General features: G+C 56.3%; 20 protein-coding genes and 3 pseudogenes. 2 read left to right on the top strand and 21 right to left on the bottom strand.

Annotation, left to right across the window (positions count from 1 at the left end; translation table 11 throughout):
- Positions 1 to 58: 58 nt before the first annotated feature.
- The 11 genes from OC605_RS13370 to OC605_RS13420 form a co-directional block, all read right to left on the bottom strand.
- Complete coding sequence (locus tag OC605_RS13370; protein WP_262137622.1) at positions 59 to 1138, bottom strand: phosphotransferase; 1080 nt, start codon at positions 1136 to 1138, stop codon at positions 59 to 61.
- 61 nt (positions 1139 to 1199) lie between these two features.
- Positions 1200 to 1946: a GntR family transcriptional regulator gene (locus OC605_RS13375; RefSeq protein ID WP_262137623.1), complete on the bottom strand. Its 747-nt coding sequence runs from the start codon at positions 1944 to 1946 to the stop codon at positions 1200 to 1202.
- Positions 1947 to 1979: 33 nt separating this feature from the next.
- A complete protein-coding gene (locus tag OC605_RS13380; RefSeq protein WP_316044670.1) occupies positions 1980 to 2771 on the bottom strand; it encodes an amino acid ABC transporter ATP-binding protein in 792 nt (263 codons plus the stop codon).
- Between the two features lie 67 nt (positions 2772 to 2838).
- Positions 2839 to 3522, bottom strand: coding sequence for an ABC transporter permease (locus OC605_RS13385; RefSeq protein ID WP_262137625.1), 684 nt, complete (start codon positions 3520 to 3522; stop codon positions 2839 to 2841).
- A gap of 3 nt (positions 3523 to 3525) precedes the next feature.
- Positions 3526 to 4236: an ABC transporter permease gene (locus tag OC605_RS13390; RefSeq protein WP_262137839.1), complete on the bottom strand. Its 711-nt coding sequence runs from the start codon at positions 4234 to 4236 to the stop codon at positions 3526 to 3528.
- A gap of 70 nt (positions 4237 to 4306) precedes the next feature.
- The gene (locus OC605_RS13395; RefSeq protein ID WP_262137627.1) at positions 4307 to 5077 is read right to left on the bottom strand and encodes a lysine/arginine/ornithine ABC transporter substrate-binding protein; all 771 of its coding nucleotides are present in this window, start codon (positions 5075 to 5077) and stop codon (positions 4307 to 4309) included.
- A gap of 125 nt (positions 5078 to 5202) precedes the next feature.
- Positions 5203 to 5985, bottom strand: a complete 783-nt coding sequence (locus tag OC605_RS13400) for an alpha/beta fold hydrolase (RefSeq protein ID WP_262137629.1) — start codon at positions 5983 to 5985, stop codon at positions 5203 to 5205.
- Complete coding sequence (locus OC605_RS13405; RefSeq protein ID WP_262137631.1) at positions 5985 to 6800, bottom strand: HpcH/HpaI aldolase family protein; 816 nt, start codon at positions 6798 to 6800, stop codon at positions 5985 to 5987. The genes OC605_RS13400 and OC605_RS13405 overlap by 1 nt, the downstream gene beginning before the upstream one ends.
- Positions 6801 to 6842: 42 nt before the next feature.
- Positions 6843 to 7931 (bottom strand): mandelate racemase/muconate lactonizing enzyme family protein, encoded by a 1089-nt coding sequence (locus OC605_RS13410; RefSeq protein WP_262137633.1) that lies wholly within the window; start codon positions 7929 to 7931, stop codon positions 6843 to 6845.
- A complete protein-coding gene (locus tag OC605_RS13415; protein WP_262137635.1) occupies positions 7931 to 8740 on the bottom strand; it encodes an NAD-dependent epimerase/dehydratase family protein in 810 nt (269 codons plus the stop codon). Before OC605_RS13415 ends, OC605_RS13410 begins: the two co-directional genes overlap by 1 nt.
- Before the next feature lie 75 nt (positions 8741 to 8815).
- Positions 8816 to 10342: a CoA-acylating methylmalonate-semialdehyde dehydrogenase gene (locus tag OC605_RS13420; RefSeq protein WP_262137637.1), complete on the bottom strand. Its 1527-nt coding sequence runs from the start codon at positions 10340 to 10342 to the stop codon at positions 8816 to 8818.
- Between the two features lie 689 nt (positions 10343 to 11031).
- Here OC605_RS13420 and OC605_RS13425 point away from each other — a divergent pair.
- The gene (locus OC605_RS13425; protein WP_262137638.1) at positions 11032 to 12486 is read left to right on the top strand and encodes a tyrosine-type recombinase/integrase; all 1455 of its coding nucleotides are present in this window, start codon (positions 11032 to 11034) and stop codon (positions 12484 to 12486) included.
- A 208-nt stretch (positions 12487 to 12694) separates the two neighbouring features.
- On the opposite strand, the pseudogene OC605_RS13430 reads toward OC605_RS13425, so the two are convergent.
- The 6 genes and pseudogenes from OC605_RS13430 to OC605_RS13455 form a co-directional block, all read right to left on the bottom strand.
- A pseudogene (locus tag OC605_RS13430) lies at positions 12695 to 12828 on the bottom strand (hypothetical protein); the annotation flags it as partial.
- Between the two features lie 261 nt (positions 12829 to 13089).
- Positions 13090 to 14148, bottom strand: a complete 1059-nt coding sequence (locus OC605_RS13435; protein WP_262137640.1) for a response regulator transcription factor — start codon at positions 14146 to 14148, stop codon at positions 13090 to 13092.
- A 186-nt stretch (positions 14149 to 14334) separates the two neighbouring features.
- On the bottom strand, positions 14335 to 15783 hold the full coding sequence (locus OC605_RS13440) for an amidase (RefSeq protein ID WP_262137642.1): 1449 nt from the start codon (positions 15781 to 15783) through the stop codon (positions 14335 to 14337).
- A 78-nt stretch (positions 15784 to 15861) separates the two neighbouring features.
- Positions 15862 to 17040, bottom strand: coding sequence for an MFS transporter (locus OC605_RS13445; RefSeq protein ID WP_262137644.1), 1179 nt, complete (start codon positions 17038 to 17040; stop codon positions 15862 to 15864).
- Positions 17041 to 17070: 30 nt separating this feature from the next.
- Entirely contained in the window at positions 17071 to 17952 is an 882-nt protein-coding gene (locus OC605_RS13450) for a transporter (protein WP_262137645.1), read from the bottom strand.
- Between the two features lie 346 nt (positions 17953 to 18298).
- A pseudogene (locus OC605_RS13455) lies at positions 18299 to 18602 on the bottom strand (Tn3 family transposase); the annotation flags it as partial.
- Between the two features lie 8 nt (positions 18603 to 18610).
- Here OC605_RS13455 and OC605_RS13460 point away from each other — a divergent pair.
- Positions 18611 to 19267 (top strand): annotated as a pseudogene (locus OC605_RS13460) (Tn3 family transposase); the annotation flags it as partial.
- Between the two features lie 73 nt (positions 19268 to 19340).
- On the opposite strand, the gene ccmI reads toward OC605_RS13460, so the two are convergent.
- Genes ccmI through OC605_RS13480 form a run of 4 tightly spaced genes read right to left on the bottom strand, consistent with a single transcriptional unit; the run spans position 19341 to position 23527 of the window.
- The gene (ccmI, locus tag OC605_RS13465) at positions 19341 to 20543 is read right to left on the bottom strand and encodes a c-type cytochrome biogenesis protein CcmI (RefSeq protein ID WP_262137646.1); all 1203 of its coding nucleotides are present in this window, start codon (positions 20541 to 20543) and stop codon (positions 19341 to 19343) included.
- The gene (locus tag OC605_RS13470; protein WP_262137648.1) at positions 20536 to 21009 is read right to left on the bottom strand and encodes a cytochrome c-type biogenesis protein; all 474 of its coding nucleotides are present in this window, start codon (positions 21007 to 21009) and stop codon (positions 20536 to 20538) included. The genes ccmI and OC605_RS13470 overlap by 8 nt, the downstream gene beginning before the upstream one ends.
- A complete protein-coding gene (locus tag OC605_RS13475) occupies positions 21006 to 21542 on the bottom strand; it encodes a DsbE family thiol:disulfide interchange protein (RefSeq protein ID WP_262137650.1) in 537 nt (178 codons plus the stop codon). The genes OC605_RS13470 and OC605_RS13475 overlap by 4 nt, the downstream gene beginning before the upstream one ends.
- A complete protein-coding gene (locus tag OC605_RS13480) occupies positions 21539 to 23527 on the bottom strand; it encodes a heme lyase CcmF/NrfE family subunit (RefSeq protein ID WP_262137652.1) in 1989 nt (662 codons plus the stop codon). The genes OC605_RS13475 and OC605_RS13480 overlap by 4 nt, the downstream gene beginning before the upstream one ends.
- Positions 23528 to 23530 lie beyond the last annotated feature (3 nt).

The raw sequence follows: 23530 nt of genomic DNA on the forward strand, positions 1-23530 counted from the left end.
TTGAATGGCCTGGCTGGCCTGGAATCCGTGTGTCATGGAATAAAGGTGCGGTGGCGGTTCAGGCGCGCCACTCGATGTCGACCGCCGTCGAGGCGGGTTCACCAAACAGTGCCTGCTCGATCTGGTCACGCCGCATGGCACGTAATTGCTCGAACTGCTGCCACGTGCGCGGGGTGTTACGCAGGATGTAATCGCGGTTGTCGGGGAAGCGGCTGGCGCGCCACTCAGTCAATGTCAGGCGCAGAGCCATGCGCACCATCAACAGGTCATGAAAAACTTCAAGTTCGTTTTCGGTCAGCGGGGTCACCGACTGGTAACCCTCGAGGAAGGAACGCGGTGCCTCCAGCAGGTTCTCGCCTTCGCCAAAGGCGTAGCCCACCGCAACGACCACATCGTTGACCAGCGAGGTGCGGACCATGTCACCGAAGTCGAGGATCGCGGCGATGCGCGTAGGATCCTGCGGATCAACCAGCGCGTTGTCGGAATTGAGATCGTTGTGCACGACCTGCCGCCGCAGACCCGACAGCACCGGCTTTACGTGACTCACGTAGCGCTGCAGCGCCTCCTCTACCCAGGGCCGGCGTACCGCGTCGAACACCTCGAACATCGGTTGCAGGCGCTCTACGTGCTGGATGTCCCACAGCAGCATGTGGTCGGCCGAGGGATGATCGAAATCCCGCAGGGCCAGTCCGAGGCGGGCCAACTCGATGCCGAGGTTGCGCTGTTGCTCCAGGGATACCGGCGCGTGACGCAACAGAGTGCCTTCCATGTAGCTGACCATGCGCACGATGCGTGGCTGGCCTTCGAATTCCAGCTCCAGTTCACTCTTGCCATTGAGGCCACGGATAACCCGCTGCACGTGCAGACCTGGATCACGCTGTTCGATATGCAGCAGGGCTTCACTCTGGAAATTGGCCAGCAGACGATCCTCCGCCGGGTGAGCGATTTTCAGCACATACGCACCATCGGTGCAGTGCAGATGGAAGTTGTGATCTCGCTCGCTAATCAGGCGCTTTACTGTCGTCGCATGGATCCCGAAGTGATCGGCGGCGATCTGCTGCGCCTGCTCCACGCTGATGTCGCCAGCTTCGGTGGTCAGACTTGCGTGGGTGTCGCCCGGCTCGTGTTCATTACTCATAAGAGGAAAACCTCACTTTTGAAATACTAATATATTAGTTTGCCGAAAAAAAACAAGCCCGTTAACGAACGCGAACACCGAGTTGTTTCAAAGCCTGGGGATCGTCCCTGCGGAGCCCTTCGATAAGCAGTCCGCGCTGATCCCGCACCAAATGCTCCAGGGTCTCGAAAATGCTGTTCACGTGCCCCGTCATCAGTACTTCGGCGACTACCTCATCCTGTGCCTGGATCGCCAGGTATATCTGCCGATGCTCATCGATCACTTCGTCAAAATGCAGCTGTACTGGAAACGCCAGTCGCCTGACCCGGTCCAGCGGCCCCATGGCGCTCTGCATGACATGCCACAGGTGCGAGTAACCGGCGCAATCACAGATCAACCGGTGAAACGCCTCGTCCAGAGCGTAAAATTCGTTGCACTCCATACGCTCGTAGGCTTTTTGCATGCGCAAGAACAGGGTTTCGAACTCGTCCTCATAACGTGGTTTGAAAAACCGCGCAGCCAGGCGCACGCACCGGGTTTCCAACGTTTCCCTGACCAGCTGGCCCTCAAGCACATCACGCAGGCGGATCGGAGTCACATAGGTGCCGGCATTGGGTCGAACGACCAGCATCTGCTCACTGACCAACCGCAGAATCGCCTCTCGAACCGGCGTTCGCGATACCTCTAGTGAATCGCAAATATCCTTTTCGCTGAGCACATCGCCCGGTGTGTATTCCAGACCGATGATGGCCGCCCGCAGCAGTTGATAAACCTGAGCCGCCTTGGGCCTGCCCTGATCGATCATGTCTATGTTGAAAATGCCTCGCATACCCTGCCCCGCTCTGCACGCCATTGCGCCCAATCAGTGCAAGATCTGGCTGAGGAATTGTTTTGCCCGCTCGCTCTTCGGCGCCTTGAAGAACTCATCCGGCGACGCCTGTTCGACGATCTGGCCGCGATCCATGAAGATCACCCGATCCGCAGCCTGGCGGGCGAAGCCCATTTCGTGTGTCACACACAACAGGGTGATACCGCTTTCTGCCAGGCCCAACACCACGTCCAGGACCTCCTTGACCATCTCGGGGTCGAGTGCCGAGGTAGGCTCGTCCAGCAACATGATCTGCGGGTTCATGCACAGTGCACGGGCAATCGCAACACGCTGCTGCTGACCGCCGGACAGCTGGCTCGGGTAGTGATTGGCTTTTGCCGCCATTCCGACGCGCTCCAACAATGCCTGGGCCTGTTCCCGAGCCTGAGCCTTGTTCTTCTTCAGCACCCGCATGGGCGCCAGCATGCAGTTCTCCAGCGCGGTGAGGTGCGGAAACAGGTGAAAACCCTGGAACACCATGCCGGTTTCCTTGCGCACGATGTCTACACCGCTGCCATCGGTACCGATTTCTGTACCGTTGACGATCAGCTTGCCCGCCTGATATTCCTCCAGGCCGTTTATGCAACGAATCAGAGTTGATTTGCCGCTCCCGGACGGTCCGCAAACGACGATTCGCTCGCCCTTGCGCACTTCCAAGTCAATGCCGTCAAGCACGGCGAAGTCGGCGTACCACTTCTTCAGGTCGCGCATGATCACCACGGGTTGCCCGGTCGCGGCCTTGCCAGCGGGAGCGATGCCCGCCTCGACCTGTTGTTCTGCGCCCATGCTTCGCGCCTCCACTTGGATGTCCTGGTTGTTGTCGATAGGGAGTGTTCGCATCATCGCGCTGCCCTCAATGAGTGATGTGTCGGGTGATGCGGTTACTGATCCAGCCACAGAGCCGCCGAATGGCTTCAACCATGCTCAGGTAGAGCACAGCCGCCCACAGGTAAACCTGGAAGTCGAACGAGCGCGAGAAGGCCATGCTGGTCATGCCCATCAGTTCGGGCACCGCGATAACACTGGCGATGGCCGACGACTTCAGCATCAGGATCAGCTCGTTGCTCAACGGACGCAGGGCAACGACAAAGGCCTGGGGCACAATCACATCCTTGACCCCGGACAGTTTCGACAACCCCAGTGCATGCGCGACTTCCCACTGCCCCCTGGGCACTGCCTGCACGGCGCCGCGCCAGATCTCGGCTTGATAGGCTGCGGTGTTGAGGGTGAATGTCAGGACCGTGCACCAGTAGGCATCACGGAAAAACCACCACACCCCCAGTTCCTGCAGCTCGGGACGCAGCTGGCCAGCGCCGTAGTAGACCAGGAAGGTCTGGGCCAGCAGAGGCGTACCCCGGAACAGATAGGTGTAGCCGAATGCCAGGCGTCGCAGCCAGCCGATCCGGCTCATCCGTGCCGCGGCCAGAGGCAGCGATAGGATGGCGCCAAGGGCCACCGACAGCAGGACGATTTTCAAGGTCATGCCCAGGCCGGCCAGCATCCGCGGGCCATAGGTCGAAAGAAGTTCCAGCTCCATGGTTCAGCTCCGCACGTAGAATCGGTTGGCGCGCTTCTCCATCAGGTGCAGGACTTGCCCCGAAATGATGGAGAACAGCAGGTAGATGCTGCAGGCCACGGCATAGAAGAAGAACGGTTCTTTGGTGTTGCTTACTGCCAGGTAGGTCTGACGCATCAGGTCAGTCAGCGCGATCACAGAGAGCAGCGATGTCTCCTTGAGCAGCACCAGCCAGAGATTGCCCAAACCGGGTAACGCAATGCGCCAGAGTTGCGGCGCGGTGACGAAGCGGAACATATCGACTCGTGACAGACCCAGGGCGAAAGCCGCCTCACGCTGCCCCTTGGCGATGGCGCGAATCGCAGTGAGAAAAACCTCGCTGGAAAAGGCACCGAACACCAGCCCCAGCGCCAGCATGCCGGCGAAGAATCCGTTGACCTGAAAAGCCCTGAGCCCCATGGCTTCGGAGGCTTCCTTCACCAACAGTTGTACGCCGTAGTAGATGATGAAAATGGTCAACAGCTCCGGCAGTCCGCGGAACACGGTGACGAACACCGTGGCCGAACGGCTCAACAGCGGACGCTTACTGTCCATGCACAGAGCCAGGGTCAACCCCAGTACCACGCCAAAGGGCAAAGTCGACAGTGCCAGTTGCAAGGTCAACAAGGCGCCGGAGAGCAGCGCGGCGCCCCAGCCCTCGGGTGAGAAAGAAAGCAGTTGCAGGTATTCGCTCATGATCAGGCCCATCCCCATACGTGCCGCATGGGGCTATCGGTAGGTTGAGAGGCGCGGCTCGGCCGCGTTCTTAATAGATAGCAAAGGGGAAATACTTCTGATTGATCCGCTGGTAGGTGCCGTCGGCCACCAGAGCGCTCACTGCCGTATCCAGCTGATCGCGCAGGGCCTGATCCTCCTTGCGCACGCCGATGCCCTTGCCGACACCGAAGTACTTTTCGTCACGCACTTCCTGACCGATGAAGTCGCAGCAAGAGCCGATGCGGGTCTGCAACCATGGATAGAGAATCGCTGAATCGGAGAACACCGCATCGAGACGGCCGTTGGCCAGATCCATTGCCGCGTCGTCGACGGTCTTGTAGATCTTCACCTCGGAGTTTTTGTAGAAGTCCTCCAGGTAGCTGCCCTGGGTGGTGGAGCCCTGTACACCGATGACCTTGCCAGACATGCCTTCGACCGAAGTATCGGTAATGCCGCTGTTTTTCTCGGCGATGAAACGTGCCGGGGTGGCGTAATACTTGTTAGTGAAGTCGATCTTCTGTTTACGTTCTTCGGTGATCGCCATCGACGCCACGATGGCATCGTACTTGCCCGATATCAGCCCGGGGATCATGCCGTCCCAGCCTTGCGAGACAATCTCGCATGTCGCCTGAATCCGCTCGCAGAGCGCATTGGCGATATCGACGTCGAAGCCGGTCAACTGACCGTTCTCCAGGTAACTGAAAGGGGGATAAGTGCCTTCGGTAGCAATACGGATGTTTTTCTGATCCGCCTGTACACCCGCACCGAACAAAACGGTCAGGGCTACGGCCGCACAGGCGAGGTATTTCGAGCTATTCATTGTTGGTTTCCTCGAATTCCGGTGTTCCCGCATACCAATATATTAGTATGCAAACGACAATAACAGGATTGGGCAGCTTATCAAGGGTGTATCAGGTTTCTTTTTTGGAATGGAAAAACGCTCCTTTATTTCCCGGCTGCCTCTTTCTCGGGCAAGAGCCATGCCTCGATCGTCTGCGTCAGGGCCCGCGGCGACTCCTGCATCGGATAGTGTCCGACACCCGGCAATATCTCCAGGTAAGCATCCGGAAGCCAGCGCATCACCGTCTCATCCATCAACCCGGCAGTGCAGCCCGGATCCAGCTCCCCTACCAGTACCAGCGCAGGAACCCTGACCCCATGCAAGGTGCTGGCAAAGTTGTCGTCAATCCACGAGGTCATGTACGCATTCATCGCTTCCGGCCAGGTCGTACGCAGGCTGAGGGCGAGGATTCTGCGTAACCATTGCTCGGGACGACTATGACCGATATTTGTCGAGATCAGCGAGAGACGCACCTCTGGATCGCGTAGCGCATTGTTCAATAATGCCCTGCGTTCGTTGGACACCCCTGCCCCGCTAGCCGGTACAGCGGCCAACAACACCACTGAGTCCAGCCTCTGCGCGGCGTACGCCAGCAGCCACTGCGCGGACATGCCGGCCATGGAGTGTCCGACTACGCTAAAACGTTCCCATTGCAATTCATCAGCCAGCGTCAGAATGTCCAGGGCAATCTGCACCACAGTAAATGGCCCGGGTTCTTCCAGTCGCGCGCCATAACCCCGGCAATCCATGAACGCATAGGTGAAGCGCTCACCATCGAGCCAACCGTGCATCGGATCGAACAAGGCGGCTGCGGCCATCCATCCATGCACCACGACTACCCTGCGCGGACCGCTCCCCACGAGCCGCACCCCATCCATGACGCTCATCAGTACTGGCATCCAGCGCGGTCGGCGGTGCTTTCCACTTCGGTGAGGGCACTTCGGACCTCCTTGAGTGCCGCACTGGAGGCATTGGTGAGCATGCGCACATCATTGGCCAGGGTAACCATGTCGAAACCCCACTGGATCGCTCGCAGCGCATAAGCTGGCGAACCGCAATGCAGTGCGGCCTTGATTCCGTGGGCGTGAGCAGTCGCGAGGATGTGCTGAATGGCCTCGAGCATTTCGGGCTCCTCCCGGTCGAAACCGGTTGGATAACGCATACCCGTCAAGCCGATGGTCAAGTCCGCTGGGCCGATATAGAGACCGTCCAGTCCAGGCGTAGCGGCGATTTCAGCAAGATTGTCCATGGCTTCGCGGGTTTCGATCATGGCGAAGCAGAGCATATTTTCATTGGCCTGCCGGCCATAGTCGGCACCCGCGGAAATGCTCGCACGGGTCGGGCCAAAACTGCGCACACCCACAGGGGGATAACGCATATAGGACACCAATCGTGCCGCCTGCTCGGCGGTGTTGATCATTGGGCAGACCACTCCGTAGGCTCCGGCATCCAGTGCCTTCATGATGCTGCCTGCCTCCAGCCAGGGCACTCGGACCATGGGCGCCACGCCGCTGGCACGCATGGACTGGAGCATGCTCACCGAGGTCTGATAGTCCACGATGCCGTGCTGCAGATCGATGGTCAGAGCGTCATAGCCCTGCTCGGCCATCAGCTCGCTGACGAACGCACAGGGTATCGACAGGAAACCGTTGACCACGGCTTTGCCTTCGTTCCACAGCGCTTTGATTTTGTTGGGTTGCATAGCCGCACCTCGACCAGGGATCGTTAAGGTTGTGCCGCATGTTCACGCGCGACGGTATTTGCTCATTACTTCGTAATCCGGTTCAAAGCCCAGACCGGCCACCTGTGGCACTGTGATCAGGTCACCTTGGCGAAGCCCCTCGACGTCCGCCAGCCAGGCATCCGGCTGCACAAAGTTGTATTCCAGTGCCTGAACTGAAGGGTTCGCCGCCGCCAGATGAAGACTGGCAAAGAAGCCCGGACCAAAATACGGAGAATGGGGCATCAATGCGCTGCCGGCCTTGCCTGCCAGTTCGATGATGGCCAAAAACTCCGAAATGCCGCCGACCTTGGTCACACTGGGCTGAACGATGTCGGCCGCACCGGCCTGGAACGCGTTGGCGAATTGAAACGCAGTGGTCCAGTTTTCGCCGGCGGCAATAGGCAACGAACCTCGCAAGCTGGACAGGGTCTTGAAGTCTTCCGGCGGATACACCGGTTCTTCCAGCCAGGTCAGGTTGAGTGCCTCAAGACGCTCGCGATTGCGTTCGACGAACTCCACCGACCAGGCGCAGTTCACATCGACGCAGATGTTCTTGTCGGGCCCGGCGACCTGCCGGCAGGCCTCGATGATGTCGAGATCGATCTCATGCAGTTTGATGCTATTGAATCCTGCATCGATCACCTCACGACAAGTCATAGTGGCCAGCTCTTCGGTGCCGTAGCGGACCATGCTGGCATAGAACGGGATCTGCTCGCGGCGGCCTTCACCGAGCAATTGATAGAGCGGTTTGCCAGCGCGCTTGGCGGCGAGATCCCAGAGGGCGATATCGACTCCGCCAATGGCGAAGATGGTGATGCCGTAGCGGCCGAACATATGAATCGAGCGTTGCATCTGCCGATTCCAAGCCGGGATGTCCTCGATGGTTGCGCCAACCAGGCTCGGCAGAATCAACCGGTCGATAATTGCTTTAGTGGCGTCCACAGTGAAATAGCCAAATCCCTCACCCCAGCCGACATTACCCAGCTCGTCTTCAAGACGGATCAGAGCGAACTCCAGGCTTTTCCAGGCGGTGGGCATGATGCCGACACCAGTGCCGCGTAGTTGAAAGGGAATCTCGACGATGGAGACTTCTGCCTTGACGATCTTCATCAGTGTTTCCTCGGATCAGGAAGCAGACTCTTGGCGAAGAAGCCGCCGACGAAACCGGCGCCCTCTTCATCAGTCAGCTGTATGAATGGGCGGTAGGAGTCGCTGTGATTGCGGGAGGAGTCATCAATCGGCCGATAGCGCCGCTCGAAAGCCTCGTCATTTTTCAGCAACGGCTGCGGGCAGTTGGAAATCCCGTAAACCACCTTGAACGATTCGCTCTGTTCCTCCAGACCGAGCCGTATCATCTGCACCAGATCGGATGCGCTGACCCACAACCGCTCGCGACGGCCATCTACTACCTGCGGGTCAGCATTGCCGATGCGTATCACCAGACAGTCGATGCCAAAGCGGTGGGCATAGAGCGAACAGGCGGCCTCGCCGAAGGCTTTGCTCAGACCGTAGAAACCGTCCGGCGCGATATCGGCGCTGACGGTGTATGGCTCGTCACTGATCGGATGCAAGCCCACTGCATGATGGCTGCTGGCGAAGATAAAGCGCCGCACACCAAATTCGCGACAGGCTTCCAACAGATTCAGCACGGCAAAATAGTTGGGGTTGATAGTGGCCGCGAAGGCGATATCCGGTGCTACGGCGGCAGCCAGATGCACCACGCCTACCGTGCCCTGAATTGCGGCATTGGCGATGACTGGGTCAGCCAGGTCGCCGATCAGGGCTTCCTCGCCTTCACGCAGGTTGTCGATGGGAGCCAGATCACACAGACGCAGCTCGTAATCGTCGAGCAGGATCGGACGCAACAATGTCCCTACCCGGCCCGCGGCGCCGGTAATCAGCAGCTTGGGTTTGCTCATGTGGATTCTCGCAGACTCGTGGGCTGTCTTGTTGTTGGTAGACGCACACCGACCATGGGCCGGCGTGCGCGGTGCTCAATTGGCAGTTGGCATACTGAACTCGGGCCCCTTGGCAATGCTGTCCGGCCAACGCTGCATGACACTCTTGTAACGGGTGTAAAAACGCAGAGCTTCTTCGCCGTAGGCGTGGTGCTCGCCGAACAGCGAGCGTTTCCATCCCCCGAAGGAGTGCCAAGCCATGGGCACCGGGATCGGCACGTTGATGCCGACCATGCCTACTTGAATGCTCCGGGTGAAGGCCCGAGCCACGCCACCGTCACGGGTAAAACAGGACACACCGTTGCCGAACTCGTGAGCGTTGATCAGCTTCACCGCGGTTGCGAAGTCCGGCACACGGAGGATGCCCAGGACTGGGCCAAAGATTTCTTCCTTGTATATCTTCATGTCCGGAGTAACTTCATCGAACAACGTCGCACCTACGAAAAAACCTTCCTCGGCGCCCGGCACCGTCAGGCCACGACCGTCCACGATCAGTTTCGCGCCCTCGCTCACGCCGCTGTCGATATAACCTTCGACCTTGGCCTTATGCACCGCCGTTACCAGCGGGCCCATGTCAGCCTGCGGATCTGCACCGTTGCGCACGCGAAGCGCATCGATACGCGGCAGCAGTTTCTCAATCAGTTCATCGGCCACATCACCTACCGCTACGGCAATGGAAATGGCCATGCAACGTTCACCAGCGGAGCCATAGGCAGCACCGATCAGTGCGTCGGCGGCTTGGTCAAGATCGGCATCGGGCATCACGATCATGTGGTTTTTTGCGCCGCCCAAGGCCTGGACACGCTTGCCCCGGGAGGTCGCTTCGCGGTGGATGTACTCGGCGATTGGGGTCGAACCGACAAAGGAGATTGCTTCCACATCGTCGTGCTGAAGCAGCGTGTCCACCGCTTCCTTGTCGCCCTGGACCACGTTGAACACACCATCCGGCAGACCGGCTTCCTTGAGCAAACGGGCCATGAGCAAACTGGCCGATGGGTCGCGCTCGGAAGGTTTGAGGATAAAAGTATTACCGGCAGCCAGCGCCATCGGGATCATCCACAATGGCACCATCACGGGAAAGTTGAACGGTGTAATCCCGGCGCAAACGCCCAATGCCTGGCGTAGATTCCAGTTATCGATGCCACCACCGATGTTATCGGTGAATGCAGTTTTCAGCAGATGCGGTGCGCCACAGGCGAACTCGACGATCTCGATACCACGAGTGACCTCGCCCTTCGCATCGGAAAGCACCTTGCCGTGTTCAGCGGTGATCAGGCGCGCCAATTCGTCATGGTGCTGATCCAGCAACTCCTTGAAGCGGAACAGAACGCGCGAGCGACGCAACGGTGACTGCTGCGACCAGGCCGGGAATGCCTCCTTGGCCGCGGCGACCGCCTCGTTGACGGTCATTGCGGAGGCCAGCGCTACCTGAGCCTGGACTTTGCCCAGCGCAGGATTGAACACATCAGTCGAACGCTCCCCCTGGAACGAAACAACCTTGCCATCGATGAAATGCCCAATAAGGCCGGACTGGGCGTCGTACTGGGAAGAACTGCTGCTCATGCAATCACCTGTTCATTGTTGGAATAGCCAAGGGTCATGGGGGGCACGATCCGAAAACGCTGAGGACAGCGGGAGTTCGTCGACCACTCATTTCAATACACTAATATATCAGTATATTTATAGCAAGCAGACATTCCTGTGACACGGATGTCAGCTCACTGGAGCGACGCATGATGTTTACACCAACGCTGAATTGACCCAAGTGCCGAGGCAAGACTGCCCATCTCCAAATCTTCAAAAATCTAGCGCAGACAATGATTCGGGAGTAGTCAGACTGGGTCAGTGAAATCTCAGCTACTGGGGGGTAATTCAGCATAGGCGCCAACAGAGAAAGACCAAGCCAAGCAACATTGGTAAAGAGACCACGCGGAAGCCCTGAGGATTCCACCCAGAGCCGGTGGTTTTGTGGGGGTAAAAACGACTAAAAATAAAAAGGGTCGCAAGATAAAATCTCACAACCCTTTGAATTATATGGTCGGGACGGAGTGATTCGAACACTCGACCCCTAGCACCCCATGCAGTTAAACACTATGCATCCATGGTTCGCGCTGCTCCCCTATAGAATCCTAAAGCTCAGTAAAACAAGGCCTTTCAGTGATTAACTCTTCCAACGACCTCTATCTTGATCTACCCTTAGCTGATGAATCAGTGGGAGTAAATGTGGGAGTAAACTTTTCAGGAGGTTGATTGTGGTCAAGCTCACTGCCAAGGAATTGGAAGCACTGACCGAGCAGGATGTCGGCACCATCATACGCGACGAAGGCAGCCTCGCGGGCAGGGTGTCACTCCGCAAAAAAGGTATCGCCATCCCCTTTTACTTCCAGTTTCGCTGGGAAGGAATTTACACCCGTTTCTCGTGCGGTACCTGGCCAAGCAAGCCGTTGACCGAAATCCGCAAGGAGCGCAACGAGGCACGAGACCTTGTAGCCAAAGGGATCAATCCTAATGAGAACAAGCGCGCAGGGAAGGTCAGACTAAAAGCGGAGCTGGCTGCACAACTCGCAGAAGCCGATCAGCAAAAATCTATGGAGCTAACGCTGCTAGACTTAGCGGGAGATTGGCTTCGCGATGGTGTCGCACGAAAGGATGGCAATGCCGAGCTACGGAGAAAATTCGCGAAAGATCTTTACCCCGCCGTTGGCTCAAAAGTCATCAGTACGGTCAGTGAACATGACTTGCGGAGTCTGGTGCGTTCCGTAATAGCTCGAGGTGCTACTCGTCAGGCCATCAGTCTTTTTTCGGATATCGTCCAGATGTTTGGATGGGCGCAGAAACGCCAGCCATGGCGAACACTGCTGGTCCACGGAAATCCAGCAGACTTGGTCGAAATTGATAAGCTTATACCTAGTGACTACCAGGAGGAGAGAACTCGGCTCCTCTCCTCCACCGAACTTCAAGAATTACACCAACGCTTTCAGAAAATGACTGCCGACTATGCAGCGCTACCTGCCGGCGAAAAGTACGATGGGATTCGCCCACTCAAACCGGAGTCCCAACTTGCGCTTTGGATCTGTTTGGGAACGTTATGCCGGATCGGCGAACTGCTTCAAACCGAATGGAAGAATATCGATCTGGAGAACCATACCTGGTTCATCCCGAGCGGGAACGTCAAAGGCAGCCGGCGCAAAAAACAAGACCATCATGTTTTCCTCTCCCCCTTTGCTCTGCACTTCTTTCAGGATCTGAAAACCCTGACTGGACATAGCCAATGGTGCTTTCCGAATAAGAAAAATGATGGGCATGTTGACGTGAAAGTGGTGAGCAAGCAGGTGGGTGACCGCCAGGCCCGTTTCAAAAACCGCAAAGCCCTCTCAAGACGTCGCCATGACGATACGCTGGTGCTTGCCGACGGCCAGAACGGTGACTGGACGCCTCATGACCTGCGCCGCACAGGCGCGACTACGATGCAGGCCTTAGGTGTCAGCCTGGACGTTATCGATCGCTGTCAAAATCATGTACTGGCTGGCTCCCGAGTAAGGCGCCACTACCTGCATCATGATTATGCCGAAGAGAAGAAGTGTGCCTGGAACCTGTTGGGCGATCGACTCAGCGCCGTGCTGTCCTCAACTTACGAGCACACGCCAAACGAGTCAATATTGTCTTTTCCAGCGCACCCGGCGACAGAGCCGCGCCCCCCCTCATAGGCCTGTTGCACCCTGCGTTCTGCGGAATTTAAAGTCTGCGACAACCCGTGTTGTGACCTTAAATTTGCGATGAGCAAAGGTGACAGATTGCATGTATATATTCGTGAGCTTCACCGCCGCAGAACTGTTCGACAAAGTATGTCAAAAGCCCAGTCAAATTGGTCCACAACGTTGGTGTCTCCAACGTCGCCGCTACCAAAGCTAACCGCAACGAGATCATCTCAAGTTCGTCAACGAAGACATCGACTACGCGCACCGGATTGGTATCGCTGACGTAATCGTCGAGGGTATCGGGAAGCAGGTACTTTGGCCTCGATGTTCAACTTGGATAAAGCGCTTCATAGGCGATTCTTGCGATAAAATCCTCAGAAATCATAGCAAGGGTTTGAAAGCGCGCTTTTACACGCTCTGTGCCGATAGTAGCCCTTCACTATGGCCGATCCAGCTGTTAGATCTGTGAATTCTGTGCGCAGCTGATAAAGGGCCGCGATCAAGAGCCTGACGCGGTACACGCGCGTGAACGGGCATGAGATTGCTCATTTAGGTGCAGCCGTAATCAGAAGCATCTTACAAAGCGAATGGTATTATAAGCGGTGATTGTTTTCACCGATAAACGCAGTTTGCGATGCCGTCCCGTATCTGCTCCACTGCCTGCGAGCGACTAGTTACCCCAAGTTTTCGGTAAATACTTTTCAAATGATGTTTGACTGTCTCTGGAGATATACCCAGGCTTTTCGCAATCAATTTGTGAGCTTGTCCAGACTGATATAATTTTGCTATTTGCAGTTCTCTTGGGCTCAGCTCACTAACTAACGAATTGCTTTGAAGGAATAGAAAGTAAAAACCATCAACTGGTATAATGGTAAATTCTTCTATATTCTCCGATGCAGCACCTCCTATTAAATTCTCTGCATCGACTAACAGGGGCGAAGGCAGGAGGCAATTGCTCGTCCAAGCGTATCTTGATTCCAAGTAATCAGTAAACCTTTTGTCGACGTCTCGGATCTTACCAGTGCGATCAGCAACAGCTATTCCTGAGCGCTCTCTCGAAAGCTGCGTAAATTTTGCTTGCTTATTGATTTCTATCGAAGCAGCAATGTGCGGCGCAAGCAATTCAAGTTTCAACAGGTCTTTTGTTGAAAACGATTCTGGCCTCGCACGGTAGAACGAAAGATTGAATACTCCGCCTTCCATTTCATCCTCAATCTCAATGGTCATCATCGATGATAATCCGCGAGACTGACACCATTGAATATACTTTTTGGGCCCATCAACCTCTGGTAACGAAAGAGCAACAGCATTTCCAACTGAATCATGAGATATCTTGGCCAACACATCAATCCCAGGTATGTCATCGACTTCCCAGTCGCGCATGAAAGATGTCGGCAAGTTGAATAAGTTGCTATAATTCACACTCCATTTCTTGCGATCAGAAGTGCGAAATTTCCAGCTGGAATCAAAATTGAAGCAGGAGCCTATTATTGCGTGTAACTCCTGTTGATAATGCGCAGAACCTGACAGCGCTGCTCTGTATATAGCGCTGATTGCGGTATTGACTTTGTGCTGTTCGCTCCTGATTTCAATAGCCTGATTAGCAAGGTTTTGGCCGAGAGCTCTATCTATTTCTTGATTTTGGGCAGTTGGCTTCATCTTTATATTCATTTCATAGCCTCTTCGCAAGCCTCGAACTACTACCGGAGACAGCAAGAAATGTGCCACATCACGACTATGTAACCGAATGAGGCGAAACGTGCGCTGCACATCAGGGTCTAGCATACCTGTGGAAATAGCGGTATGGAAATGCCCCCGCTCCATTTCTACAGCAGGGGCTAGGAGTCTAAATGAGACTTATCGAAACTTCGGATCGATTGGGGTGAACGTTCCCGTGTCAGCCTCAACCACTGCTGCTACCTCAACGAGATCCGCCTCGTGAAAACGTTTACCTAAGAGCTGCACTCCGGTGGGCAGCCCGTCCACGATACCCATTGGAATGGACATAGCCGGGAAGCCCAGAGCTGCGATGCCCATCAGCGACCAGCCCTGGTCAACAGACTCCTGCGCGGACTCCAGGCTCAGAGAAATCTGATTTCTGAACCAGGGGCGTGCATTGCTCACCGGGAGAAGGATGACAGGGTTTTCTTCTAGTACAGCCTGAAGCTGTGCCGCAAGGGTACCCCTTCGAGCATACCCTTCGGAATAGTCCGCTAGCGTCGGTGCTGCTCCCCACCAACGCTTAGCAACCTCATAGTTATGCTGTGTAGTTTTCCTGGTGAGTTCATCACCATAGGCATAGATATCCGCTGCAACGACACGCATTTCTTCAAGTACCAACAAATACCACAGCCTAAATGCCTCAACGACCATCGGGAGCTTCACTTCCTCAACTGTGTAACCGCGTTCTTGTAAGATCGTTGCAGCTTTCATCAACGAGTCATTTACTAGCGGATCTCTAGGTGTCACGCCGTCATCGAGCAGAACACCAATCTTGATAGAGCCGGGAGTTTTAGCGCGGGAGCTGGTGGAGGGGTAGGCATTGGAGGCGCGGGGATCGTAGCCAGCCATCGCTTGTACCATCAAGGATGCGTCGGCCACGGATCGAGCGATAGAGCCCTCTGAGCACATTATCTGAAATGACAATGGTTGATTTCCGCCGCGCGGCCCGAGCCAGCTTGGAACAAGCCCCGGAGTCGGCCGTAATCCGACGACCCCGCAGCAGTAGGCCGGTTGCCGAATCGATCCCCCAATGTCATTTCCATGAGCGAGCGGCGCCATGCCGCAGGCCACAGCGCTTGCCGCTCCCCCACTAGAGCCGCCCGGAGTGTGATCCTTACTCCACGGGTTAAGTGTCGCACCGTGCAGAGTATTTTCTGAGTCCCATCGGAAGGAATACAAAGGCGTGTTGCTGCGTCCAATAAAAACGGCACCAGCGTCACGTAAGCGTTTAATTTGGGGTGAATCTGAGGGTGCTACATCATGACGCAAAAGCTGATTACCGTTTGTATTTGGTAATCCAATCTCGTCAGAGTTGTCTTTGGTCACAAGCGGGACGCCGTGGAGTAGCCCCAATGACTCTCCTTTAGATAAGGCGATATCTGCTGTTCGAGCGGCTCTGATCGCGCTCTCCGCGTCGACTCTGTTGAGCGCATTTACTACAGGGTTAATTTCCTCGATGCGTTTGAGGCAACTTCTTGTCGCTTCTTCCGAGCTTATCTGTTTTTCTTTGATAGCCTGGGCGATCTCAGCGCCAGACCAAGACCAGATATTGGAGTTTCCCGCTGCGTGTCTCGTATTACTCATCAAATACTCCTTGGTTCGAATTGTTCAAGCGAAGGGCTATCAGCTAGCTCGACCTCAAGCACTACATGGTTCAACGCATTAAGTTGACTGAAAAGCGTGGCCGTCACGGCGTCGCGGAATCAACCAAAGTAAACTATAAACGAGGCTTATAATGGACATTGCTAGCAGCGATATAGAGAAGCCACCCAATCCCCAACTGAGCCAAGCAATAATAAGCGGGCTGGAAAATTGGCCTAAATAGAGTAAGGAGGTAAATAGACCCATACCAAGACCTCGGTGTGATGATGCTAAAGCTTCCATAACTGGCGATATCGTGTTTGGGGGCGCGATGCCGGACGCAACGCCATGCAGGACCGCCGCTACTATGATCATTTCATACGTGCTCACAGAATAGAGAAGGTAAATGGCGACTGCATAAAGACCAAAAACCACGAAGTTTCCGAAGTTAATGCCGAGCGAGCTTCGCATTTTTGGCCAAATCGCCGCGCCAACCAAGGTAAACAGAAGCGAACATCCCGAAGCAATTCCAATTAGTAACGGTGACGCTATGTCGAGGCGACCTAAAATGATAGGCATTTGCACATGCAAGGTAAACGACATTACCATCGATAGGAAGATGGTAAAGTAACCTATGCCTACGACAGTGTAGTTAGTGCGAGCGATATAATTTACTTTGGTTGGTTTGGAGGCGCTAGGTTTAGATTGGAGGAAGCGTGACATCAGCGGCAGTAAGAAAATCGGAAGAGCATATAGATAGAATGGGGCACGCCAGTCAAACTCGCCGAGCACTCCTCCCAGCGCGTAAAATAAAGCACCTACCAATCCGATAGATGTTACCTGCCAAGCCAGAACTTTCTGTCTTTGTGGGCCGCTCCAATTATCACCGATTAGCGCCAAGCAGCATGTCATTATGACGGCTTCGGTACACCCGAATAATATCCGAAGTACGACAAACGCACTCATCGTGTCAGACAACACGGGAGCCACACCAAGGACGCAATAAAAGAAAGTAGCGCCTATCACCAGGCGCTTACGACCTATTTTATCGGATAGCAATCCGAGCAACGGAGAGAACAGGCATATAGCCATTGCAGGCCCAGTGATTGCCAATTGGAGCAGTAACTGCGCATTATCGCCTCCTCCAAAAACGTCGAGCATTTTAGGAAACACAGGGGTAATGACTATTGACCCCATGATTGTCAAGCTACTGGCAAGTACTACCGTCAGCATTCTCATTCGATCGTTAGATACGCCCATCACACATCCTCTCGTCTAGTTTTGGGGGAGTTAAAAGACGTGAACGTATCTAAGCCCCATACTTTTCATGTCGTAACTGTTGCTTGATGAAATGTTTTTGCCCGCAAAGATTGCTATTTGATTACTCTTGTCGAGCCAGTGAGCAGCCTCAACACCGAGTTGTGTATATCGTTGTTTACTGTCTGCAATGGTGCGGCCGTTTATCTCCAGCTCACCACCCTGAGTGATTTCAAGCTTCAATGCAGCGTAGGTGGAGGGGGAGAAATCGTAAGATATGAAATTTTGCGATCGGAAAAGTGGACGTTGTTTGAGTTCGCTTCCCGCAAAATCGTCATTCTTTCCATAACCCTCTACATCAAAATTGATTTCAGCAACCCAGTTATGCCCAAGCCTCTTAGTTATGTTCAGATTGATATCAGAGGCCCAGCGATTTCCTCCTGGAGATGTACTAGGTGACCTGGAATCGTATTCGCCGATTGGGATTGTAAGAAGACCCATCAAGCCGATATATGTGCCTGACGCCGGTTCGTCGAGCAACATAAGTGTCGCGCCAACCGTAGGATCCCCTATGCCTCTATCCTGGTCAGAGCGGGACATGCCGGGCGCTTTCGAATCGATATCAACATACTTGATGATAAACTGAGGCGTGCATTTAAGTCCGCAAATGTCAGTAGTCCATACCTGTCGGTATACAAGCGCTGAGGCACGTACTTCAGCAGTTCCGAGGTTGTCCGCCGGTCCGTGAAAGTCATTTGAAAATGCAGTCGGTAGGTAAACGACTGCGAAATCTGTATCTAAAGGAGCAGGAATGAAGTCGCGCGAGTTGAGATCTATTGCATGGCTTTTACTGGCGATGATACTAGTCGCCAGAATCGACAAGATTGCAGTTTTTTTTATTGTTATCTTCCGCATTTCGCCCATCCAGAATGAGAAGTTATAATTCCTGACATTAGGTTCAGGTTTTTATTCACTTGCACGTAAAGCTTGCTGTTTAAGCAGGTGCAGAGCCATCCCCCAAGTGGGTGATGCTAAGGAGAGGTCTTGAGATAGATAATGATTACTGACAAGTCCCCCGATGGCACGGCCACAGCGCGGGCAAAGCTCTCACCTTGTCTCCGCGCGCCCTTTACTACTGCAGCTAGTGCCAACTTGCGGGGCCGCAGCCAGTCTTTTGGAAGCCATGCGCGCCTAACTTGCAAGCGCGTCATTTGGGCAGTATTAAACTAAGCGTTTTATGTCAGTGTTGCGTTTGGCGGTTCGGCCAGTGCCGCAGTCCGGACTCGGTGAGGATGGCGTCGGGCAACTCGTTGCCATTGGCCCGCTTGGCGATTGTCGCAAGTTGCTCGTCCAGCAGCTGTAAACGCCTCCAGGTACTGCTCGCTGTTGGGGTTGATCGCCAATGGCCGCGTCTGTTCCTTCTTGAGCGCGACAAACTTCGCGGGTGGTAGCAGGTAAGCGTCAAAGTCACGGAACTGCCGTGAGCCTTTCACCCAAATGTCACCGGTGCGCAGCGCACTCTTCAGTTCGGACAAGGCGCCGCCCTCGTAAAAGCGCCGGTCAATGCAGCTCTCGCTTTGCGCCGTGTATCCGCGACCTGGGCGAAACCAAGCTGTATGTACCAAATAGTGTCCAGGACTACCCGACACTGCGCCCAATGATCGGTGCCACGCTGATCATCAAGCAAGTCCGCACTCTCTGGGACGAGATTCTGCGCCTGGCCGCATCGATCAAACAGGGCACCGTTACCGCCTCGTTGATGCTGCGCAAGCTGGGCAGCTATCCGCGTCAAAATGGCCTTGCCGTCGCCCTGAGGGAGTTGGGCCGAATTGGACGCACGTTGTTCGTCCTGGACTAGCTGCAAGGCGTCGAGCTGCGTCGTCGTGTGCATGCTGGGCTGTACAAGGGCGAAGCGCGCAACGCCTTGACCAGGGTAGTGTTCTTTGACCGCCTCGGTGAAATCAGGGATCGAAGCTTCGAACAGCAGCGCTACCGGGCCAGCGGTCTTAACCTGGTGACCGCCGCCATTGCGCTGTGGAACACAGTCTACCTAGAGCGCGCTACCCAAGGGCTGGCTGACGCCGGAAAGCCGGTGAATACCGACCTGTATCAGTACCTGTCTCTCTTGGGCTGGTAGCACATTAACTCGACCGGCGACTATATCTGGCGGCAGAACTGCAAGCTGGAAGACGGGAAATTCAGGCCGCTACGGCGGGTCGGAAAACCATAGCGTACGATTTTTCCGAATTCTATAGCCCCCCCCCTATGTGAAATCTCGCGTCAACGATCATTAACGATCATCACTATTTATCCGGGCTGTCGATGGTCAGTGTTTGCGGCGCGGTGGTGCTGCTGGCCAGAGGCTGGCTGCGACCGATCCATTCGCCGGCAGTCGGTTGACCGGCGCGGGAGATGCGTGCAACCAGTTGGACTTCAGGGAAGTTCGACAGTTTCAACTGCGGCATCATTGCGTCGGCGTCGCCCAGCTCGACGGTCGCCGGCAAGTCAGCCACGGTCAGGCGTTTGGCGGCCAGAGGTGCCGGAGGCCCTGCGGTGGCGCGGGCGAAGATGAATACGCTGTCGCCCGGCTGGACCTTGGCTTCCAGCTCTGGCGCCAGATCCACTCGCACCTTGAGCAGTGCCGCCACTTTGGCGGCGGGCGCCTGGGCGACCTTGCCGCCGCTGGCTTCGAGTTTCTCGGTGGCCCGAGTGATGCCGCCTTGCAGCGCGGCGCGGGAACTGTCCTCCGGTGGCAGTTGCACCAGCAGGCGATTCCAGTAGTCGATGGCGTCCTGATAACGCTGGCTTTCAAAGGCAGCAATACCGAGCAAGCCAAGGCTGGTGACTTCTTTCGGATCGGCTTTCAGCGCTTCGTCGGTCAGGGCCTGAACCTTGTCCGACCACTTCTTGCCATCGGCGAAGTACTGGGCCTGGGCCCATTGACCCAACAGCTCCGGCTGACGACCGGCCAGGTTCACCGTGCGTTCGAAAATCTTCGCCGCATCGCCAGGACGGTCCTGAGCCATGTAGGTGCGACCGAGGAAATACAGGCCTTCAGCCGAATCCGGCTGAGCGGCGACAGCACGCTCCAGGCGGCGGGTCATCTCTTCCATCGACTTTGGCGCCTGAGAGAATTCGCGGGTCAGTTCGACCTTGTCGCTCGCGCCGAAATGCAGGTAGAGCCCAAGCCCCAACACCGGCACCAGTATCGCCGCCAGCAATGGCAACGGTTTGCCCAGGCGTGCCGCGCGCGGTGCATCGGCGCCTTCAGTGTCGGCGAGCAACTCACGGGCCGCTTCGGCGCGACCGGTTTCCAGTTGCGCAGCGTTGAGCACGCCCTCTTCCTGCTCGGTTTGCAACTCAGCCACGCGCTCCTGATACAGCGCGACGTTCAGGGCAGTACGATCCTCCTCAAGCTGGGCGCGGCGACCACGCAGGACGGGGATCAGCAGAAAACTCAGGGCAACCAGAAGTAGCAGACCTGCAGCAAGCCAGAAATCAATCATTCTTGGTTTTATCCAACAGATGGTCGAGGCGCTCGCGCTCCTCGGCAGAAAGCTCGTCTTTGGTGTCCGTGCATTGCACGCGACGACGGCGGACGATCACGGCGATGATCACGAAACCGCCCAATAGCAGGCCGGCGGGGCCGAACCAGAGCAAGGCGGTCTTGGCGTTGAGCGCAGGTTTGTAGCGGACAAAATCACCGTAGCGATCGACCATGAAGTCGATGATCTGCTGATTGTCCTTGCCCTCGCCCAACATGCGGTAAATCTCTTTGCGCAGGTCGGCGGCGATCGGTGCGTTGGAATCGGCGATGTCCTGATTCTGGCACTTGGGGCAACGCAGCTCTTTGGTCAGCTCGCGAAAACGCTCGCGATCACCTTCTTTGGCGAACTCGTAGGTGTCGATGGCGGCATGCGCGACGCCGGCCATGCTCAAGCCCAATGCAACAGCGGCTATCCAGCGCTTCATGGCTTGGCCTCGTCCACCAGCGCCTGATACTTGGCCGCCAGTTTTTCACGCCAGACCTGTTCGTCGATCACGCCGACGAACTTGTCGCGGATGATGCCTTTGGCATCGATGAAGAAGGTTTCCGGAGCGCCATAAACGCCAAGGTTCAGGCCCAGCGTGCCTGCATCGTCACGGATGTCCAGTTGGTACGGATTGTGGAATTCCACCAGCCACTTCAAGGCGTCAGCGTTGACGTCCTTGTAGTTGATGCCGTAGAACACCACGCCCTTCTCCGCCAGTTTGTTCAGCACCGGGTGCTCGACCCGGCAGGAAATGCACCAGGTGCCCCAGACGTTGACCAGTGCCGGTTTACCTACAATGTCAGCCTTGGTCAGGGTCTTGTCGCCCTGCACCGCTGGCAGGGAAAACTCCGGGAACGGCTTGCCGATCATTGCCGAAGGCAACTCGGCCGGGTCCAGGTACAGACCGCGATAAAGGAACACAGCCACCACCAGGAAAATCACCAGCGGCAACAGCATCAACCAACGTCTCATGCCGTCGCTCCCGTCATGCCCAATGCTTCACGCACGCGGCTTTTCACCTTGACCCGATAACGACGATCCATTGCCGCCAGCAACCCGCCCAAACCAGTCAGCAGACCGCCGAACCAGATCCAGCGCACGAACGGTTTGACGTGTACGCGCACGGCCCAGGCGCCCTCGCCCAATGGCTCGCCAAGGGCGACATAGAGATCACGGGTAAAACCGGCGTCGATACCGGCTTCGGTCATCACCGAATTCTGCACGGTGTACAGACGTTTTTCCGGGTGCAGCACGCTGACTTCCTTGCCATCGCGGATCACCCGCACGGTGCCCTTGTCGGACGTGAAGTTCGGACCTTCGAAGTGCTTGGCGCCTTCGAAGACGAACTGGTAGCCGCCCAGATCCATGGATTCGCCCGGCGCCAGGCGCAGATCGCGCTCGGCGCTGTTCTGGCTCGACAACACCACGCCGAGGGCGCAGACCGCGATGCCCAAGTGCGCAACCTGCATGCCCCAGTAACTGCGGGTCAACGTCGGCAAGCCTTTGATCAGGCCTTTGTGCCGCGTCTTGTCGAAGATGTCACGCACACCGGCCAGCAACACCCAGGCCGCCAGCATGGATGTCGCCAGCACTGCCCAGTTGAAATCGCCGTAAGCGACGCCAGCCACCACGGCCAGCGCGGCACTGCCGAGCAATACAGGCGTGAGCATGCTCATCAGCCATTTGACCGGGGTGTCTTTCCACCGCACCAGCATGCCTACCGCCATCACCACCATCAGCAATGCCATCAGCGGAATGAACAGCGCATTGAAGTACGGCGGGCCCACCGACAGCTTGGCGCCGGTCATCGCATCGAGAATCAGCGGGTACAAGGTGCCGAGCAGAATCATCGAAGCCGCCACCACCAGCACCAGATTGTTGCCCAGCAGCAGGGTTTCCCGGGACCAGAGGTTGAAGCCCACCTGGCTCTTGACCACCGGTGCGCGCAGGGCGAACAGCGTCAACGAACCACCGACCACAAACAGCAGGAAGATAAGGATGAACACGCCGCGCTCAGGGTCCGACGCAAAGGCGTGCACCGAAGTCAGCACGCCGGAGCGCACGAGGAAGGTCCCCAGCAAGCTGAGCGAGAACGCGGCGATGGCCAGCAACACGGTCCAGCTCTTGAACACGCCACGTTTTTCCGTGACCGCCAACGAGTGAATCAACGCAGTGCCCACCAGCCACGGCATGAACGAGGCGTTTTCCACCGGGTCCCAGAACCACCAGCCGCCCCAACCGAGTTCGTAGTAGGCCCACCACGAGCCGAGGGTGATGCCGATGCCGAGGAAGGCCCAGGCAACAATTGTCCACGGACGCGACCAGCGCGCCCACGCCGCATCAAGGCGACCGCCCATCAACGCCGCGATGGCGAAGGCAAACGCTACGGAGAAACCGACGTACCCCATGTACAGCATCGGCGGGTGAACGATCAGGCCAATGTCTTGCAGCAGTGGATTAAGGTCGGCGCCATCACTGGGCACTTGCGGCAGGATGCGTTTGAACGGGTTCGAGGTAAGAATCAGGAACAGCAGGAAACCGGTGCTGATCATGCCCATCACGGCCAATACGCGGGCCAGCATGACTTGCGGTAATTGCCGGGAAAACACCGACACCGCGAACGTCCAGCCGCCGAGGATCAAGGCCCAGAGCAGCAACGAACCTTCGTGCGCGCCCCACACGGCGCTGAATTTGTAGTACCACGGCAAGGCGCTGTTGGAGTTGTTGGCGACGTAAGCGACGGAGAAGTCATCAGCCATGAAGGCGTAGGTCAGGCAGCCGAAGGCGAACAGCAAAAAAGTGAACTGGCCCCACGCGGCCGGCTGCGCCAGGCTCATCCACAAACGGTCGCCGCGCCAGGCACCAAGCAACGGCACCACGGCTTGAACCAGCGCAAAACACAGCGCCAGGATCATCGCCAAGTGGCCCAACTCAGGAATAAAAATGCCGGAAGTCATGGA

It is taken from the genome of Pseudomonas sp. Marseille-Q5117 (genome assembly GCF_946901175.1).
Lineage (GTDB): Bacteria > Pseudomonadota > Gammaproteobacteria > Pseudomonadales > Pseudomonadaceae > Aquipseudomonas > Aquipseudomonas iranensis.

Coding starts and splice junctions, on each gene's coding strand:
- OC605_RS13370 (WP_262137622.1), bottom strand. CDS start 1,138: ATGAGTAATGAACACGAGCCGGGCGACACCCACGCAAGTCTGACCACC.
- OC605_RS13375 (WP_262137623.1), bottom strand. CDS start 1,946: ATGCGAGGCATTTTCAACATAGACATGATCGATCAGGGCAGGCCCAAG.
- OC605_RS13380 (WP_316044670.1), bottom strand. CDS start 2,771: ATGGGCGCAGAACAACAGGTCGAGGCGGGCATCGCTCCCGCTGGCAAG.
- OC605_RS13385 (WP_262137625.1), bottom strand. CDS start 3,522: ATGGAGCTGGAACTTCTTTCGACCTATGGCCCGCGGATGCTGGCCGGC.
- OC605_RS13390 (WP_262137839.1), bottom strand. CDS start 4,236: ATGAGCGAATACCTGCAACTGCTTTCTTTCTCACCCGAGGGCTGGGGC.
- OC605_RS13395 (WP_262137627.1), bottom strand. CDS start 5,077: ATGAATAGCTCGAAATACCTCGCCTGTGCGGCCGTAGCCCTGACCGTT.
- OC605_RS13400 (WP_262137629.1), bottom strand. CDS start 5,985: ATGAGCGTCATGGATGGGGTGCGGCTCGTGGGGAGCGGTCCGCGCAGG.
- OC605_RS13405 (WP_262137631.1), bottom strand. CDS start 6,800: ATGCAACCCAACAAAATCAAAGCGCTGTGGAACGAAGGCAAAGCCGTG.
- OC605_RS13410 (WP_262137633.1), bottom strand. CDS start 7,931: ATGAAGATCGTCAAGGCAGAAGTCTCCATCGTCGAGATTCCCTTTCAA.
- OC605_RS13415 (WP_262137635.1), bottom strand. CDS start 8,740: ATGAGCAAACCCAAGCTGCTGATTACCGGCGCCGCGGGCCGGGTAGGG.
- OC605_RS13420 (WP_262137637.1), bottom strand. CDS start 10,342: ATGAGCAGCAGTTCTTCCCAGTACGACGCCCAGTCCGGCCTTATTGGG.
- OC605_RS13435 (WP_262137640.1), bottom strand. CDS start 14,148: ATGAATATAAAGATGAAGCCAACTGCCCAAAATCAAGAAATAGATAGA.
- OC605_RS13440 (WP_262137642.1), bottom strand. CDS start 15,783: ATGAGTAATACGAGACACGCAGCGGGAAACTCCAATATCTGGTCTTGG.
- OC605_RS13445 (WP_262137644.1), bottom strand. CDS start 17,040: ATGGGCGTATCTAACGATCGAATGAGAATGCTGACGGTAGTACTTGCC.
- OC605_RS13450 (WP_262137645.1), bottom strand. CDS start 17,952: ATGCGGAAGATAACAATAAAAAAAACTGCAATCTTGTCGATTCTGGCG.
- ccmI (WP_262137646.1), bottom strand. CDS start 20,543: ATGATTGATTTCTGGCTTGCTGCAGGTCTGCTACTTCTGGTTGCCCTG.
- OC605_RS13470 (WP_262137648.1), bottom strand. CDS start 21,009: ATGAAGCGCTGGATAGCCGCTGTTGCATTGGGCTTGAGCATGGCCGGC.
- OC605_RS13475 (WP_262137650.1), bottom strand. CDS start 21,542: ATGAGACGTTGGTTGATGCTGTTGCCGCTGGTGATTTTCCTGGTGGTG.
- OC605_RS13480 (WP_262137652.1), bottom strand. CDS start 23,527: ATGACTTCCGGCATTTTTATTCCTGAGTTGGGCCACTTGGCGATGATC.